At 47.0% G+C, this 17,135-nt stretch carries 15 protein-coding genes; 2 read left to right on the top strand and 13 right to left on the bottom strand.

The window, feature by feature from the left end; translation table 11 throughout:
- The first annotated feature begins 454 nt into the window (after positions 1-454).
- Positions 455-1,360 carry a 4Fe-4S binding protein gene (locus WQ57_RS15745; protein WP_046524720.1) on the top strand — a complete coding sequence of 302 codons (906 nt, stop codon included), beginning with the start codon at positions 455-457 and terminating at the stop codon, positions 1,358-1,360.
- A 105-nt stretch (positions 1,361-1,465) separates the two neighbouring features.
- Here the strand turns inward: WQ57_RS15745 and WQ57_RS15740 are convergent, their stop codons facing one another.
- From WQ57_RS15740 to WQ57_RS15690, 11 genes are all read right to left on the bottom strand, one after another.
- Entirely contained in the window at positions 1,466-2,293 is an 828-nt protein-coding gene (locus tag WQ57_RS15740) for a histidinol-phosphatase (RefSeq protein ID WP_046524719.1), read from the bottom strand.
- 150 nt (positions 2,294-2,443) lie between these two features.
- Entirely contained in the window at positions 2,444-3,103 is a 660-nt protein-coding gene (locus WQ57_RS15735) for a CoA transferase subunit B (RefSeq protein ID WP_046524718.1), read from the bottom strand.
- Between the two features lie 9 nt (positions 3,104-3,112).
- Complete coding sequence (locus tag WQ57_RS15730; RefSeq protein WP_046524717.1) at positions 3,113-3,802, bottom strand: CoA transferase subunit A; 690 nt, start codon at positions 3,800-3,802, stop codon at positions 3,113-3,115.
- Positions 3,803-3,856: 54 nt separating this feature from the next.
- Positions 3,857-5,395 (bottom strand): acyl-CoA carboxylase subunit beta, encoded by a 1,539-nt coding sequence (locus WQ57_RS15725; protein WP_046524716.1) that lies wholly within the window; start codon positions 5,393-5,395, stop codon positions 3,857-3,859.
- 101 nt (positions 5,396-5,496) lie between these two features.
- The gene (locus tag WQ57_RS15720) at positions 5,497-6,288 is read right to left on the bottom strand and encodes an enoyl-CoA hydratase (RefSeq protein ID WP_046524715.1); all 792 of its coding nucleotides are present in this window, start codon (positions 6,286-6,288) and stop codon (positions 5,497-5,499) included.
- Positions 6,285-7,202: a hydroxymethylglutaryl-CoA lyase gene (locus WQ57_RS15715; protein WP_046524714.1), complete on the bottom strand. Its 918-nt coding sequence runs from the start codon at positions 7,200-7,202 to the stop codon at positions 6,285-6,287. The genes WQ57_RS15720 and WQ57_RS15715 overlap by 4 nt, the downstream gene beginning before the upstream one ends.
- A gap of 12 nt (positions 7,203-7,214) precedes the next feature.
- Entirely contained in the window at positions 7,215-7,427 is a 213-nt protein-coding gene (locus WQ57_RS15710) for an acetyl-CoA carboxylase biotin carboxyl carrier protein subunit (protein WP_046524713.1), read from the bottom strand.
- A gap of 13 nt (positions 7,428-7,440) precedes the next feature.
- Positions 7,441-8,799 carry an acetyl-CoA carboxylase biotin carboxylase subunit gene (locus WQ57_RS15705; protein ID WP_046524712.1) on the bottom strand — a complete coding sequence of 453 codons (1,359 nt, stop codon included), beginning with the start codon at positions 8,797-8,799 and terminating at the stop codon, positions 7,441-7,443.
- Positions 8,800-8,817: 18 nt separating this feature from the next.
- On the bottom strand, positions 8,818-10,452 hold the full coding sequence (locus WQ57_RS15700; RefSeq protein WP_046524711.1) for an AMP-binding protein: 1,635 nt from the start codon (positions 10,450-10,452) through the stop codon (positions 8,818-8,820).
- An 18-nt stretch (positions 10,453-10,470) separates the two neighbouring features.
- The gene (locus WQ57_RS15695; protein WP_046524710.1) at positions 10,471-11,613 is read right to left on the bottom strand and encodes an acyl-CoA dehydrogenase; all 1,143 of its coding nucleotides are present in this window, start codon (positions 11,611-11,613) and stop codon (positions 10,471-10,473) included.
- 80 nt (positions 11,614-11,693) lie between these two features.
- Entirely contained in the window at positions 11,694-12,332 is a 639-nt protein-coding gene (locus WQ57_RS15690) for a TetR/AcrR family transcriptional regulator (protein ID WP_046524709.1), read from the bottom strand.
- A 254-nt stretch (positions 12,333-12,586) separates the two neighbouring features.
- Here WQ57_RS15690 and WQ57_RS15685 point away from each other — a divergent pair, with 254 nt between their 5' ends.
- Positions 12,587-13,600: a DUF1646 family protein gene (locus WQ57_RS15685; protein ID WP_241481556.1), complete on the top strand. Its 1,014-nt coding sequence runs from the start codon at positions 12,587-12,589 to the stop codon at positions 13,598-13,600.
- Positions 13,601-13,652: 52 nt separating this feature from the next.
- Here WQ57_RS15685 and WQ57_RS15680 read toward each other — a convergent pair whose 3' ends face one another.
- Positions 13,653-15,332 (bottom strand): glycoside hydrolase family 13 protein, encoded by a 1,680-nt coding sequence (locus WQ57_RS15680; protein WP_046524707.1) that lies wholly within the window; start codon positions 15,330-15,332, stop codon positions 13,653-13,655.
- Between the two features lie 130 nt (positions 15,333-15,462).
- Positions 15,463-16,863, bottom strand: a complete 1,401-nt coding sequence (gene treP, locus WQ57_RS15675; protein WP_046524706.1) for a PTS system trehalose-specific EIIBC component — start codon at positions 16,861-16,863, stop codon at positions 15,463-15,465.
- Positions 16,864-17,135 lie beyond the last annotated feature (272 nt).

Genomic DNA, 17,135 nt, shown 5'->3' with positions numbered 1-17,135 from the left:
AAACTCTCCAATAAAGAGTATGAGTAAGCTCATAATTTAAAACGTTGGCTCGTGAATCTCTATTATATAGAAGAAACACGATAATATTGTTTGTTGACGCTTGTTTGTTTAGTTTTCAAAGAACAAATCGTTGTCTGTTTCAGCGACAACTTTTATATCTTACCATAGTTTGTATCAACCTGTCAACACTTTTTAAAAGTTTAATTTAAAAAAGCAACGGCAATTGATATTTTGTTCCATGCTGTTTGAGCAGCTAAATTAGAATAACACCCTTCTAGTAAATGTACAATAGAAACATTTTACAATTGCTTATTTGAACAGAAAAAAAACAATGCAACCTCATCTCAAATTTATGGCCAAGATGTTAAAAAGGTGTGGAAATACAGGGAACATGGATGGAATAGCAGCTAAAAAGCGATAAAATAAAGATAGATTAATAGAAGAAGGTGACGATATGCCGCTATTGATGAATTGGCTGGAGAGCCTCACCTATGACATTAAAGCTGGAGGACAGTGCGTAAGGAATGCCAGTCCGCTCAGCACATGTACGGCCTGTAAGGAAAGTTGCGAAAAAAACGCAATTATTATAGAAAAAAGCGGCGTTCAAATTGTTAAAGAACAATGCAATGGCTGCGGCCTTTGCATTCCCTCCTGTCCGGTCCAGGCTATTGAAGGCCTGTCGCCTAATCGAAAAACGATCGGCGACACGCTGGTGCTCGGTGAAGACCTGCAGCCGACAAAATATGAGCTTTTCCATTTTTATAAAAAAGGAATACGGACGATTGCCATCCCAAAGGGTGGTTCGGAAATGCAGATTCTCATTGACGAAACGAATGAGATTCTTGAAAAAATAAATACAAATCTGTTCCAGGTTGTTACGGGACCAGTACATGACCTAAAAGGACAAACAAGGCTGTCCAGGAGGGATTTTTTCAGCAAGCTTGCCAAAGACGGCAAGAACCTTGCGCTCTCTACCGTTACACCAGCTAAGTGGCGATTTGATCAAGATAAATTCAAGCGAGCCGGAATGTTTGAGGGATGGGCTTTTTTCCAGGTTCACCTTGACTCTGAAAAATGCACGCTTTGTGAGACTTGTTTCCGCCTCTGTCCTGGTAAAGTGTTCATGACTAATGGAAGTCTTTTGGTCATCGATACTGGTAATTGCAATGGATGCTCGCTTTGTATGGACGTATGCCGGGATAATGCGCTGCGTGTGAAACCGGATTTGCAGAGAGCTTTAGAATTGGTGGCAACCTTCCTACCACTCAGCTGCCAAAAGTGCTCGTGCGACTTTTTAAGCTGGGAAGATACCGACATTTGTCCTATCTGTCAAGGGAGCGGCCAGCATAGTCTCTCATAGTACCTTCTTTGAGGTGCTTTTTTCGTCCCGCTTTATGCTGGCTCCTTAGTACATCCCTTTACTGCTTCAGCGCTTCACCGATCTGCGGGTCAGGCACCCTTTAGGCTATAGAAGGACTTTGATGCGCTGTTTTTGCCTGAAGTAGCACCATTCTTTAAATCCGATTTGTTTTAGGCGCGCGGCTACTTCGTCGAATTCGTCACCGACTCGTTCGGGATCGTGGGCGTCGGACCCGAAGGTGACCATGACTCCATAATGCCTGGCCATCTCAAGAATTTCGTCGGCTGGGTACCAGCCTCCTACTGTCTTTGTTTTTCCGGAAGTATTGATTTCAATGGCGATATCTTCTTCGCCAATTGTTTTCAGTGTTTTCTCCACGGTCTTGGTCTGAATGTCTGAGAACTCCGGATAAAACCCCTTCATGGCGTCGATATGCCCGAGTACCTGGTACATTCCGCTGCGGGCGGACTGCTCAATCAAATCATAGTACGTATCTTTCACTTTTACCTTTTGCTGCTGTGATAACCCGTTCCAGCGCTTTTTATTAAAAATGCTCTTCCCCTCTACCTGGTGGACAGAACCAATGACGTAATCAAATGGATACTTATCGAAATGGGTACGGTATAGTTCCACATGTTCTGGAAAGAAATCTGCTTCTATGCCGAGCAGCACCTCAATTTTGCTGCTGTACTTCTCCTTAAGTGACTGAACTTCTTTTATATATTGAGGAAACTCGCTTTTCCCCATCGCTATTTTTGGAAAGGCCTGGTCTTCCTTATAGGAAAAAAACGGAGAATGGTCTGCTATGCCGATAACAGCAAGTCCTCTCTCAATCGCGGCCTTTACATATTCTTCAATTTTGCCTCTTGCATGGCCGCAACGCTCATGGTGGGTATGCAAATCGAACTTGGTTGCCTCTGGCTTTTCACTCATTAAATCACCTCTAATAGTTCATCGTCTACTTGTAGTATGCTGACAAATCCCTGTTTTATAGTAATTTTTTTGGTGCAGCATGCAAGCTCTGCACTCCATTTCCTAAAATAGAAAAGCGGCGCCCGGAAGAGGCCACCGCAAAATAATAAATCAAAAAGCTCCAAGCTTTACTTCATCAGGAATAATCAATTCCGGTTCTGTACACTCGACAATTTCCTCTACTGTGAATCCTTTTGCGACTTCAACGAGTTTCAAGCCTTCCGGAGTGACATCGAGTACGGCCCGGTCCGTTATAATCCGTTCGACTACTCCTTTGCCGGTAAGCGGCAAGGTACATTGTTTCAGGATTTTTGACTGGCCAATCTTATTCACATGTTCCATGATGACAATCGTTTTGCGCGCTCCATGAACCAGGTCCATGGCACCTCCCATTCCCTTGACCATCTTTCCAGGTATCATCCAGTTTGCAAGATCCCCTGCTTCGGAGACTTCCATGCCGCCTAAAATCGCCACATCGATATGGCCGCCGCGGATCATAGCGAAAGATTCCGCACTGTCAAAATAGGCAGCTCCCGGTATGGCCGTCACCGTCTCCTTGCCGGCATTGATCAAATCTGGATCTACATCATTTTCAGCAGGATATGGCCCAATGCCAAGCAGCCCGTTTTCCGACTGTAGGACCACCTGTTTGTTGTCTGAGATAAAGTTGGCGACCATTGTCGGCATACCGATCCCCAAGTTAACATAGTTGCCGTTTTCAATTTCCTGCTCAGCCCGCCTTGCGATTTTTTCCCTTGTATTCAACTTCAAACCCCTCCTTTACCCTCTAGTCGTTCTTCGCTCAATGCGCTTCTCCTGCTCCCCTTGAATCAAAGCCTGCACATAAATTCCTGGTGAGTGGATGAAATTAGGGTCAAGATCGCCGATTTCAACAATTTCCTCTGTTTCAGCTATAGTCACTTTTCCAGCTGCCGCCATCATTGCGTTAAAATTACGGGCGGTTTTCCGGTACACAAGATTTCCCATTTTGTCAGCCTTGAAAGCGCGGATGAGGCTGACATCCGCGGTAAGAGCTTCCTCGAGAAGGTATTCCTTTCCATTGAACATCCGAACTTCCTTACCCTCTTCGATTGGCGTACCAACCCCGGCTGGTGTAAAGAAAGCAGGAATTCCAGCCCCGCCAGCACGGATTTTTTCAGCGAGGGTTCCCTGAGGAGTCAGTTCAACCTCAATTTCTCCGGCCAGCAGCTGGCGCTCAAATTCCTTGTTTTCCCCTACATACGAAGCAATGATCTTTTTAATCTGCTTGTTTTGCAGCAGAAGCCCAAGGCCCCAATCATCCACCCCGCAGTTATTTGAAATGATTGTTAAATCTTTCGTCCCCTTTTCTGCTAGCGCCTGAATCAGATTTTCAGGGATTCCGCACAGGCCGAAGCCTCCGACCATCAAGGTCATTCCATCCTGTATTCCTTCTACGGCTTCAACAAAATCAGTGTATATTTTCTTCACATGAGTTCCCTCCTTTGATCGTCAGGACAAATCAGGTTCAGCAAAACTTCCTTCTTATACCGGATATACCCCATGCTTGCGCTCGGAAAAAACCAGGTACTTTGACATATAAACATCCAGGCGGGCTGCCAGTTCCCCACGAAGGTTGTTAGGCTCGACGATGTCATCAATGATCAATTCCGATGCAAGGCGGTATATATCAATATCCTCACGATATTCTTCACGCTTTTCAGCGGTGAAGGCGGCGCGCTCTTCTTCAGGCAAGGCCGCAATCTTATTTGCATATACCGCATTGACAGCTGCTTCTGGCCCCATTACGGCAATGGCTGCAGAAGGAAGCGCGATGCAGCAGTCCGGCTCGAACGCAGGGCCAGCCATTGCATACAAACCCGCACCATAAGCTTTCCGAACAATGACCGTCATTTTTGGCACCGTTGCTTCGCTCATGGCCGAGATCATCTTGGCACCATGGCGGATGATTCCTGCTTTTTCTACATTCGTGCCGATCATGAAACCTGGTACATCGGCCAGGAATAGCAGCGGTATATGGTAGGCATCGCAAAGGTTGATAAATTTGGCTGCTTTATCTGCAGAGTCATGGAACAAAACTCCGCCCTTGACCCTCGGCTGATTGGCGATAATGCCGACCGGCTGGCCATTGATCCTTCCCAGGCAGGTAATCAATTCGGCAGCAAACAATTTTTTAATTTCGCACATCGAGCCTTCGTCGATCAAGCGTTCAATCAACTGGTACATGTCAAACGGAGCATTTTGGTTCTTGGGAATCAATTCTTCAATGGTCTTTTCGAAAGAAGCTGGTGCTTTTGCTTCCTCTCTTGCCGGCTTTTTGGAAAAATTGTCCGGGAAGTAGGTTAAATATTTTCGGGCATAGGCAATAGCTTCTTCTTCCGATTTGGCAAGCACATCGCCGCAGCCGGAAACGGAGCAATGCATCTTCGCGCCTCCCATTTGCTCCAATGTAACTTTTTCGCCTATGACCATTTCGGCCATCCGGGGTGACCCCAAGTACATGGAAGCGTTCCCGTCCACCATGACCACGACGTCACAGAAGGCTGGTATATAGGCTCCCCCAGCTGCCGAAGGGCCGAATAAAAGGCAGATTTGCGGAACTTTCCCTGACATTTTCACCTGATTGTAAAAAATTCGTCCTGCACCGCGTCGGCCCGGGAACATTTCAAGCTGATCCGTGATGCGTGCCCCTGCAGAATCAACAAGATAAAGCATGGGGCAGCGCAGCTTCTCAGCAGTTTCCTGGATGCGGATGATTTTCTCAACCGTCCTTTTCCCCCAGGACCCGGCCTTGACGGTTGAATCATTTGCCATTACACAGACCGTGCGGCCATGTATTTTCCCAATTCCGGTGACAACGCCGTCAGCCGGCAAATCCCCTGCCAGCACGTTCGCGAACAAGCCATCTTCTGCCTGCAGCCCATTATCAAATAAAAGGTTCAGACGGTCGCGGACAAACATCTTCCCCTGCTCATCGTTCTTTTGATGATATTTTTCTTGGCCCCCCTTAAGGACGGACTCTTTTTTTATTTGATAGTCTGATTTAGCGTGGGTCTCGTTCATCGAGATACCTCCTTTATATTGGTGTCAAAACATACAGGCAGACACATGCATCTCACAGTGAACATTCAATGTGTTAATTCCTGCTTGCAAATCCTGTATGCTTACTGGCCGGTATAGTTGGGCGGACGCTTTTCCGCAAATGCATTTAAGCCTTCGATCCGGTCCCGGCTTGGTATGAGGGCATCATAAGCGAGCTGTTCAATTTGCAAGCCGGTCGCCAGGTCAACTTCAATTCCTTTGTTGATTGCTTTCTTTGCCTGTATTAGAGCCAACGGCCCGTTCTTTGCCATTTGTCCGGCAATTTCAAGGGCTCTTTCGAGAAGCTGGTCCCGGGGAACGGCATATTCAAGAATTCCCATGGAAGCTGCCTCTTCTGCATTTAGGCGTTTGGCCGTATAAATCAGCTCTTTTGCTTTCCCCGCACCAATCAGCCTTGGCAGGCGCTGTGTTCCTCCTGCACCTGGAATGATGGCAAGCGAAGTTTCAGTCAGGCCGAGTTTGGCCTCCAGCGCCCCTATACGCAGATCGCAGGCAAGCGCAAGCTCAAGCCCGCCTCCGAATGCGACTCCATTCAGGGCAGCAATCACAGGCTGCGGCAGCTCTTCGACCTCGTTAATTGTAGCTCCGATCAGCCGAACCGTCTGTTTTGCCTCGGCATCACTCATACTGCGGCGCTCCTTCAGGTCTGCTCCTGCACAAAAAGCCTTTTCCCCGGCACCGGTAAGAATGATCACCCTGACATTGCTATCGGTTTTCAAGCTCGCCATTACTGCTTTAAAATCGTGAAGCATCTTTACTGATAAGGCATTGGCCGCATCCGGACGATTCAGTGTCACGACCGCAATTCCGTCGCTCCGCTTATCCATAGCAACTGTAGTGGTAGTTTTATTCATGACAGACACTCCTTTCCTTCGCCCCGCAATATTTCCATCTGGCGGCTTCTCAGTGGCTTGCACAGTGTTTTCTCGATCAGCTGGGCCGATTTTAGAACGGCATCAAGATCCACTCCTGTTTCAATGCCCATTTCATGAAGCATATAAAGCAAATCCTCGGTTGCAACATTGCCGGATGCTCCTTTAGCATAAGGACACCCGCCTAATCCGCCCAGGGCGCTGTCGAACGTGGTGATTCCCATTTCGAGCGACTTGACAATATTGGCCAATGCTGTCCCCCTCGTATCGTGAAAGTGCATGGCAAGGGAGCCTGCGTCAAAATGCGGCAGCAAATTTTCCAGCAGCTGTTCCACCTGGGTCGGCACCGCTACGCCGATCGTCTCTCCCAGCGACAATTCATCAATTCCCATTTCAAAAAGACGCTCTGAAACTACCCTGACTTTTTCGGGGGCGATATAACCTTCATATGGACAGCTGATCACCGTCGATACATAGCCGCGAACCGTCTTCCCCGCCAGCTTCGCTTCCCGGACCACTTCTTCAAGGACTGGGTAAGTCGCGTCGATCGACTTGTTGATATTGCTGCGGTTATGGGCCTCGCTTGCCGACATGAATACGCTCACTTCATCGACACCCGCTTCAAGTGCGCCATCAAGCCCTTTCAAATTGGGAACCAGGGCCGCATAAGTCAGCCCCTGTTCCCTCTTGATCTGCTTAAGTACATTTGCGGCATCGGCAAGCTGCGGAATCCATTTTGGATGGACAAAGGAACTGACCTCTATATAGGAAAGCCCTGTTACGGAAAGCGAGTCAATCCAGGAAACCTTCCCCTCGGTCGGTACTTGATGCTTTTCATTCTGCAGGCCATCGCGGGGACCAACTTCCTTGATTGTCACGTTTTTTGGCAGTTTCAATGCCCTGGCCTCCTATTCTACTTCGACAATGACATCCGTATCGTTGACAAAGTCGCCTTCATTTACAAGCACCTTGGTAATGGTTCCGTCCTGTTCTACACTTACAGGTATTTCCATTTTCATGGATTCCAGAATGACGACTTCCTGGCCTGCTTTTACCTCGTCACCTTCTTTTACTAGCACTTTCCATACGTTTCCTGCCATCCCTGATTCAACTTTTGCCATTGTGCATTCTCCTTTACTTGGTTGAGGTTAATTGTGGTAAGTAATATTCGTTAACAAATTGTGTTGTAGTATAGCCAGCTAGAAATTGTTCGTGCGTGATTGTTTTCAGGAGCATTGGAATGTTGGTTTTAATGCCTTCAACTTCATAGTTTTCAAGGGCATTTTTCAACCGCTCGCAAGCTTGGTTCCGGCTTTCTCCCCACACGACCAGCTTGGCGATCATTGGGTCGTAGAATGGAGTTACCTGGGAGCCAGCTTCCACACTGCATTCATGCCGGATGCCTTCACCGCCCGGAAGGCTGAATTGCGTGATTTTTCCCGGCGATGGAAAGAATGTTTTCGGGTCTTCCGCATAAATCCTCACTTCAATGCTGTGTCCTCTCCGCTGAACCTCTTCCCGGGTGAAAGAAAGTTTTTCCCCTGCAGCGACCTTCAGCTGTTCCTCGACTAGGTCAAGGCCTGTAATTTCTTCCGTAACCGGATGCTCGACTTGCAATCTTGTATTCATTTCAAGGAAATAGAAATTCTGCTCCTTATCTACCAAAAACTCAATTGTTCCTGCATTTGTGTAGCCGATATGCTTTGCCGCTGCCACTGCGGCATCCAGCATTTTTGTTCGGGTTTCTTCGCTGATGAATGGCGATGGTGCTTCCTCCACGACTTTTTGGTTGCGGCGCTGGATGGAACATTCCCGTTCCCACAAAGGCACGATGTTCCCATGGGTATCAGCCAGAATCTGCACCTCGATATGATGCGGTTCAGCAATGTATTTTTCAAGGAACATTGCACCATCACCAAAAAAGGATTCTGCCCTTTTTTTATTTCCGGCGAAAGCCTTAAGAAGCTCCTCCTCCGAATTCACCAGCTGCATGCCGATTCCGCCGCCGCCAGCCGAGGCTTTCAGCATCAAAGGGTAACCAATTTTCTCTGCTGCCATACTGGCTTCTTCCTCATTCTCAAGCGGCGTGTTTATACCCTCTATGATTGGAACACCTGCTTCTTTCATCGTTTTGCGGGCTTCAATCTTGCTGCCCATTGAGGCAATGATTTCCGGGGGTGGCCCTATGAATACGAGTCCTTCCGCCTTGCACCTGCTCGCAAATACTGAATTTTCGGATAGCAGCCCGTAGCCGGGATGAACCGCCTCAGCACCGCTATTTTTAGCCGCCGCGATGATTTCGTCAACATTCAGGTAGCTCTGGTTGACAGGAGGCTTCCCAACGCAATAGGCTTCATCCGCTTCCCTGACGAATAAGGAATCGGCGTCTGCTTCCGAATAAACTGCCACAGACTTTATCCCGAGCTTTTTGCATGTACGGATGACTCTTCTTGCAATCTCGCCTCGATTGGCAATTAAAATCTTTGAAAACAATGTGATCGCTCCTTCCGGTTATCTGGTCAATAGGTTCATGGACTGCTCCCTCAGCTTGAATTTCTGGATTTTGCCGGAAGCGGTCATCGGGTAGGCATCCGTAAAAAAGATGTGCCTCGGAATTTTATGGCGTGAAATTTTTCCGGTGAAATATTCCTTGATTTCTTCTGCCGTGGCGGTTTCGCCTTCTTTTAAAATAATCCATGCCATTACTTCTTCCCCGTACTTTTCATCAGGCACCCCAACCACCTGGGCGTCAAGCACCTTTGGATGCGTATACAGGAACTCTTCAATTTCACGCGGATAGATGTTTTCGCCGCCGCGGATGATCATATCCTTCAGCCTTCCTGTTATCCGGCAATAGCCATTTTCATCCATAACCGCCAAATCGCCGGTATGCAGCCAGCCGTCCTCATCAATCGCTTCCCGAGTCGCGTCCGGATTCCTGTAATACCCTTTCATCACATGGTAGCCGCGGGTGCATAGCTCGCCTTGGGTGTTGTAAGGAAGTTCCCTCGAAGTTCCCGGCTCGACAATTTTCACTTCCACGTCCGGCAGCGCCCTGCCGACAGTTTCCACACGAAGCTCGACCGGGTCATTCGTCCGTGTTTGGGTAATAACCGGGGAGGACTCTGTTTGGCCGTAGCAAATTGTAATTTCTCTCATGTTCATCTTTTTCATGACATTTTTCATCACTTCAATTGGGCAGTTTGATCCTGCCATAACACCTGTGCGGAGGCTGGACAGGTCGTATTTTTCAAAATTCGGGTGGTTCAGTTCGGCGATGAACATGGTTGGCACACCATGAAGGGCGGTGCATTTTTCCTGTTCTACTGTCCTCAGGACTTGTTCAGGCTCGAACTCCTGCACTGGTACCATGGTGGCCCCGACAGACACGCAGGCCAGGGTTCCGATGACGCAGCCAAAGCAATGGAAGAAGGGAACGGGAATGCAAAGCCGGTCGGCTACTGTCAGTTCCATGCAGCGGGCAATATTATAGGCATTGTTGACCAGGTTGCGATGTGTCAGCATGACACCTTTTGGGAAGCCGGTCGTTCCGGATGTGTATTGCATATTGATAACGTCATTGTAATCAAGCGAATCCTGCCTTGCCTGCAGTTCTTCATCACTGATTTTATCGGCCATGTTCTGTATGTCAGACCAATTGTAGACTCCGTCATATTGGTTTTCACTTAAAACGATGACATTTTTCAACAACGGGAGACGCTTGGACTCCAGCTTGCCTGGTTCGGACGTTTTCAGTTCGGGACAAAGTTCAAAAATGGTATCGATATATGAGTTGCTTCGGTAGTCTTCTATTAAAAACAGAGTTGTGCTGTCAGACTGGCGCAAAAGGTACTCAAGTTCCGAAGAGCGGTAATTCGTGTTGACGGTCACCAGTACAGCCCCCATTTTACCGGTGCCGAATTGCAGGCTGACCCATTCGGGAGTATTGGTTGCCCAGACGGCCACATTTTCTCCTTTTTGTATGCCAAGGGCCATCAAGCCTTTGGCCACCTGCTCACAAACTGCATTGAATTCCCGGTAAGAATAACGAAGCCCGCGATCAGGATAGACCAGTGCTTCCTGTTCAGGGATTTCGCGGGCTCTTTCAGCCAGCATTTGTCCTACAGACATGCGGATTTCGGTCATTATTTCTTCTCCTCCTACTTAGCATCCTAATTGCCGTGCAATGACCATGCGCTGAATCTCCGATGTACCCTCGCCGATTTCCATCAGCTTAATATCGCGCAAATGCCTTTCTACGTCATATTCCTTCATATATCCGTATCCGCCATGAATCTGGATGGCCTGGTTGCAGACGCGGAAGCCCATTTCCGATGCAAATAGTTTTGCGAAAGCGGATTCTTTGCCAAAAGGTTTCCCCTGGTCTTTAAGCCATGCTGCTTTGTATACCATGTTCCGCGCCAATTCGATTTCCATTGCCATGTCGGCCAATTTAAATTGGATTGCCTGGAACTTTGAAATGGACTGGCCGAATTGCTGCCGTTCTTTTGAGTATTGAAGTGCTTTTTCGAATGCTGCCTGGGCAATTCCCACAGACAGGGCGGCAATTGATATGCGTCCTCCGTCAAGGGTAAATAAAAATTGGCTGAATCCCTTTTTCTCGTCGCCCAGCAGATTCTTTCTTGGAACCCGGACATTCTCCAGGATGATTTCACAAGTATTGGAACCGCGGACACCCATTTTGTCGTAGTTACAGGAAATGGTCACCCCAGGGGCATCGGTTGGTACAATGATCGCAGAAACGATATTGCGGCCGTCATTCCGCTTCCCGGTGACAGCGGTTACAATTACCTGCCGGGAATATCCTGCATTGGTAATCCAGCACTTCTCACCGTTGATGACCCACTCGTCGCCATCCAGTACGGCTTTGGTTCTTGTGCCTCCCGCATCGGAACCTGCATTTGGTTCAGTTAGCCCAAACGCACCCATTGTTTCTCCTTTCGCCATCGGTACCAGCCATTCCTGCTTTTGTTCTTCAGTTCCAAAATAATAAATTGGGCTTGCTCCCAAACTGGTATTGGCCGCATAGCTCAAACCGGTCCCTCCGCATGCTTTCCCGATCTCCTCTACAGCAATAATGTAGGAAATCGTATCCCCGCCCGCACCGCCGTATTCTTCGGGAAACGGGATTCCAAGCAATCCAAGCTCCCCGAGTTTTTGAAACGTCTCATAGCGCATTTTAGAGGTCTCATCCACTTCACGAGCGTAAGGCTTGATTTCCTTTTCGGCAAAATCCCTTACCATTTCCTTCAGCATTTGCTGTTCTCTTGTTAATTCAAAATTCATTGTTCTTCTCCCTTCGGACGGACTAGTCGGTCTGTTTTGTACCGACCAGTCGGTCTGTTTTTTGTTTTATAATAGCCAGCTTACTTGATGCCAGGCTGACTTTGGAGGAGGAAGGAATAGACTTCTTCCTGTTTCATTCCTTTTTCGGTTAGAAGTGAATGCAATAGCAGGTCATTAAATATGGTTGCGATGGCTTCAATCGATAGCGGCCCTTCTTTCTTGAACCACTTATAAGTCCAGTTGACCATTCCGATAATAGCCATTGCGGTAATCTCCGCCGGCACCTCTGTACGGAAGTCGCCGTTTGCCTGCCCTTCCTGGATGACTTGGATAATCAATCTCCGGTACTTATCACGTTTTTCATTGATCTGCTGATTAAAATCACCTGTTAAATAAGTGCTCTCCTGGTAGAATACGGTGATGTGGGGTTTATAAAGGTCAAAAACTTTTGTGAATGACTGGATGATGGCACATAAGCGGGAAACCGGTGTTTCGCAATTGTCATACGCTTCCCTCGCCTTATCAAGTACATAGGAGATAAAGACATCGTGGATGTGATAAAGCAATTCGTCCTTGCTTTTAAAATTGTGGTAAAACCCCCCTTTGGATGAACCCGATTCTGCAACAATCTGGTCCACAGTTACTCCATGGTAGCCTTTCTTTTCAAATAACACGAGAGCCGTTTCAACAATTCTTTCCTTTAAACTGTATTTTTTCATATTCATCATCCTTTGAGTTTAATAGTATCATAGGGACAAAAAATTTTTCAAATATTTTCTGAAAAAACTTTTATTTCTAAAAATTATAGCAAAATAGCAATGTATTCTTTTATTGACCATTTAGCCTACTTTTAAGGCAAGTTTGTCCCGGCCGGTGCATAGGATAGATTGTTCCGCATTCACGGATGATACCTCCACCCGGAAAATCTTAAATGCTGTGAATGCGGATAAGACTAAAAAAGATGGTGTTGTTAATGGCAGGGCTATTAGTCATTTTTTTGCTTGTCCTCGTGCTGCCTTTTACCGTAAAGGCCGTTGAAGAGAACCTGGAAATATTCCTGTTTGTTATGGGGCTGCTGGCAGCGTTCGCAAGCGGGGTTTATAATACTGACCTATTTTTAAAAGCGGCTTATGACCCCATCTACATCTCGCTGGCCGTGCTTGGCGCGGGCCTGCTGTTCAAATGGCTGCAGCAGCCGCTGGCAAGCCAAATCTTCTTACTCAGCAGGGTCGTTCCTTTCAGAATCTTTGCGGCCGCAGCGGTTTTCGCCCTGGGCTTGATCTCTAGCGTCATTACTGCTATTATCGCTGCCCTGATTCTCGTCCTGCTCGTTGAAGAACTGGGGCTCGAACGGAAAGCGCAGGTAAGATTTGTTATTCTGGCCTGTTATTCAATTGGGCTCGGAGCCGCGTTAACCCCTATTGGCGAAACATTATCAACGATTGCCGTAAGCAAATTAAACGAGGATTTTTTCTATTTATTCAGGCTGCTTGGACCTGAAATTTTGTCTGCCCTTCTCCTGTTTGGCTGTTTAACGTTTTTTCTGGTTCATCCTCCTCCCAGAAAAAAAAGGCCTGCTGCCAAGGGAGGAAGCAGGTCGGATTATGAAGAAATTTTTGTCAGGGCACTGAAGATTTATTTTTTTGTTATGGGATTGACCTTCCTAGGATCAGGATTTGAACCGTTGATCAACACATATCTTCTCGAGCTCAATCCGCTTATTCTTTACTGGATCAATATGGTTTCAGCCATTCTCGATAATGCCACTCTGGCTGCTGCAGAATTAAGCCCAGCGATGGAGGATGCTACGATACAAGCCATCCTGCTTGGCCTTCTGATAAGCGGGGGTATGCTGATTCCCGGCAATATTCCCAATATCATTGCCGCGAACAAACTGAAAATCACAAGCAAAGAGTGGGCGGCTTTCGGGGTCCCCCTCGGTCTTGTGACAATGCTGCTCTACTATTTTATTATTGTCCTGATGTAGGCGGCAAATCCTTTTGGCAAAATAGCCCCAGGCCATTCCTGGGGCTGCTTTGCTAATGGACTAGAAGATAAACCCTTGCTTCATAAGGCTTTAACGAAACTCTCTGCAACTCTTCGCCTTCCTGTTCAGCATAATTGCTGATTAATAACCTGGCATCATTCAAATTCATTTCGTTTGGCCACTCGAATTTATTTTCTTTCCCATAAAAGTTGCAGATGACGAGGAGGGTTTGCCCTTTCATTGTCCGCTTATAGGAAAAGATTTCAGGATGCTCTGGATCAACCAGATCATATTCGCCATAGACGATGACATCATAAGACTTGCGCAGCTGAATCAGCCTGCGGTAATAGTGGTAAACGGAATCTTCATCAGCAATAGCCTGTTCTGCATTGATATCACGGTAATTAGGATTGACACCAATCCATGGCTCTCCTGTTGTAAAGCCGGCGTGCCTGCTCGCATCCCACTGCATCGGCGTCCTGGAGTTATCCCGTCCCTTTGCATAGATGCTCTCCATTATTTTTTCCTCGGGAACTCCGTCTGCTTTCTGTTCCCGGTAAAAATTGATGATTTCGATATCCCGGTACTCCTGGATGGAATTAAAGCGGATATTGGTCATGCCCAGCTCCTCCCCTTGATACACATACGGAGTTCCTTTCATCATATGAAGGAGGGTGGCAAGCATTTTCGCAGATTCAACGCGATACTCTTTATCATTCCCGAAACGCGAGACGGAGCGAGGCTGGTCGTGGTTGTTGAAATACAGGCTGTTCCAGCCCTTATGTTCAAGCGCTTTTTGCCATTTGGTCAAGTTCTGTTTTAAATCCTGGAGATTGAGCGGCTTCAAATCCCATTTTCCGTCCGGTCCGTTATCAAGCCCCATATGCTCGAACTGGAATACCATATTTAATTCCTTCCGCTCTTCGGCTGTGTACATTTGCGCAAGTTCAGGTGTCACTCCCGGCATTTCGCCGACCGTCATGACATCATACTTGGAAAGGGTTTTTGCATTCATTTCCTGCAAATAGTCATGGATATGAGGCCCATTCCGGTAAATCTTGCTTCCCGAAGCATATTTTTTGCCTGGTTTCGGTTCACCGTCTTCAAAGGTCTCCGGCTTGGAAATAAAATTGATCACGTCCATCCGGAAACCGTCAATTCCCTTATCTAGCCACCATCTCATCATTGCATACACTTCCTCGCGAAGCTGCGGATTACGCCAATTCAAATCCGGCTGCTTTTTCGAGAACAAATGGAGATAATACTCATCCGTTCCTTCATCATACTCCCAGGCTGATCCGCCAAAGTTTGAATACCAGTTAGAGGGCTCCTTCCCATCCTTGCCAGGGCGCCAAATAAAATAATCCCGGTATGGATTGTCCTTTGATTTACGAGCTTTGACAAACCATGGGTGTTCATCTGAGCTGTGATTGACAACGAGGTCCATGATCAGCTTCATGCCCCGGTTATGTACTTCTTCCAGGAGGTTCTCCCAGTCTCCCATTGTTCCGAACTCATCCATAATGCCCTGGTAATCACTGATATCATAGCCATTATCATCGTTCGGGGATTTGTAGACAGGGGACAGCCAAATCACATCGATGCCAAGGCTTTGCAGGTAATCCAATTTGGAAATGATTCCCTGAAGGTCGCCAATTCCATCACCATTGCTGTCCATAAAACTGCGGGGATAGATTTGATAAACTACACTTTCCTTCCACCATGCTTTCATATTTCTTCACTCCTGACCTAATGTTATAAAGAAAGAACGATACCATTTTGAACATGATTGCCAATATGTTCGGGTGGTATCGTTCTTTTGTTATATTTGGTTCCTGCCGAGCTGGCAAGAACTATTTAAATTACTTCTGCTTACGCAGTTTGCCGAACAGCAAGGTGAGTACAAACGGTACGACAAGGGTGATCGCCATTCCAATGAAGAAGGCACCCCAGTTTTGTGGGAAGATGGACAAGAAACCAGGAAGTCCTCCTACCCCGATGGAAGGGGCTTTGACACCTGCTACCGAGATCACAGCACCTGCCAAAGCAGAACCAATGATGGCCGAGATAAACGCGAAGCGGAAGCGCAGATTCACACCAAACATCGCCGGCTCTGTAATTCCAAGGTAAGCTGAAACAGCAGAAGTACCAGACAAGCTTTTAAGCTTTTCATCTTTTAGGACGAACATCATCGCAAGTGCCGCTGTACCCTGGGCAATATTCGACAGTGCCACCATTGGCCATAAGAACGTTCCGCCAGTGCTTCCGATCAACTGAAGATCAACTGCCAGGAAGGTATGGTGCATACCAGTGATAACAAGAGGCGCATATAGCCCGCCATAGATCAATCCGCCCAGAATTGGAGCGATTTCGAACAGACCAACGACTGCACCCGTGATAACATTACCAATTGCGAATGTGATTGGCCCAATCGCGATAAATGATATAAAACCAGTTACCAGCAAAGCAATAGGCGCAACAAGCAATAATTGGAATGCATCCGGAATCCTTTTTCTCAGGGCAATTTCAATTCTTGCGAGCACATAAGAAGCCAGAAGTACCGGCAAAACCTGACCTTGGTACCCGACCTTTTGGACATCAAGACCGAATAGGTTCCAAGTTGGAATTTCATCTGCCGCTCCGTAACCCCAAGCATTCATCAAGTCAGGGTGAACAAGCATCAAGCCAAGTACAATCCCTAGCAGCGGGCTGCCGCCAAAGCGGTTAACCGCTGACCAGCCAATCAGTCCGGGCAGGAACACGAAGGCTGTATTGGCAATCAGGTTGATGATGCTGGCAAAATCCGCCCACTGAGGATATACCTCAATCAGGGCTTCATCAAAGAATATTCCCGGCCCTGTCAAAATATTGTTGATACCCATCAAAAGACCTGCTGTCACGATCGCTGGCAGGATTGGGATGAAGATGTCTGCCAGGGTTTTAATTGCTCTTTGAATGGGATTCAGCTTTTTGGCTGCTTCATCTTTAATATCCTGTTTGCTGGACTCCCCAATGCCAGTCATGGCAACCATTTCTTTATAGACCTTGTCTACGGTTCCCTGTCCAATCACGACCTGGAATTGGCCATTCGTTGAGAAAGACCCTTTTACCAGGTCAATGTTTTCCAGGCTTTCCTTATCCACTTTTCCTTCATCCTTAAGGGCGAAGCGCAAGCGGGTCACACAGTGGGTTGCAGCGGCAATATTGTCTTTGCCGCCAACTGCCTGGACAATTTTTTCAACTGATTCTTTCTTTACACTCATCCTGTGATCCTCCTGTTACCGTTTACATCCAACCAAGCAATAAACGGCCTATTCTTCCACATTTTAACTTCCGAATTTTCTCTTTTTACCTTTTGTTAAGGGTTTCATTTTTATCCTTAATTCCTTAAAGGAATCTACTTAAAACCTAAACGCGGTAAATCGTTTGCAAATTCGAAAGTATAGTATTTTTATATTTGGAACATTAACTTGTATATACATACTAACTTGCCTATACAAGTTTGTCAACAATATTCGACATAAAAAAAGAAGGC

It is taken from the genome of Mesobacillus campisalis, from assembly GCF_000986785.1.
Lineage (GTDB): Bacteria > Bacillota > Bacilli > Bacillales > Cytobacillaceae > Mesobacillus_B > Mesobacillus_B campisalis.
This window is presented reverse-complemented; position numbering and strand designations above follow the sequence as displayed.

Coding starts and splice junctions, on each gene's coding strand:
- WQ57_RS15695 (WP_046524710.1), bottom strand. CDS start 11,613: ATGAATTTTGAATTAACAAGAGAACAGCAAATGCTGAAGGAAATGGTA.
- WQ57_RS15690 (WP_046524709.1), bottom strand. CDS start 12,332: ATGAAAAAATACAGTTTAAAGGAAAGAATTGTTGAAACGGCTCTCGTG.
- treP (WP_046524706.1), bottom strand. CDS start 16,863: ATGAGTGTAAAGAAAGAATCAGTTGAAAAAATTGTCCAGGCAGTTGGC.
- WQ57_RS15700 (WP_046524711.1), bottom strand. CDS start 10,452: ATGACCGAAATCCGCATGTCTGTAGGACAAATGCTGGCTGAAAGAGCC.
- WQ57_RS15710 (WP_046524713.1), bottom strand. CDS start 7,427: ATGGCAAAAGTTGAATCAGGGATGGCAGGAAACGTATGGAAAGTGCTA.
- WQ57_RS15725 (WP_046524716.1), bottom strand. CDS start 5,395: ATGAACGAGACCCACGCTAAATCAGACTATCAAATAAAAAAAGAGTCC.
- WQ57_RS15740 (WP_046524719.1), bottom strand. CDS start 2,293: ATGAGTGAAAAGCCAGAGGCAACCAAGTTCGATTTGCATACCCACCAT.
- WQ57_RS15720 (WP_046524715.1), bottom strand. CDS start 6,288: ATGAATAAAACTACCACTACAGTTGCTATGGATAAGCGGAGCGACGGA.
- WQ57_RS15745 (WP_046524720.1), top strand. CDS start 455: ATGCCGCTATTGATGAATTGGCTGGAGAGCCTCACCTATGACATTAAA.
- WQ57_RS15680 (WP_046524707.1), bottom strand. CDS start 15,332: ATGAAAGCATGGTGGAAGGAAAGTGTAGTTTATCAAATCTATCCCCGC.
- WQ57_RS15685 (WP_241481556.1), top strand. CDS start 12,587: ATGGCAGGGCTATTAGTCATTTTTTTGCTTGTCCTCGTGCTGCCTTTT.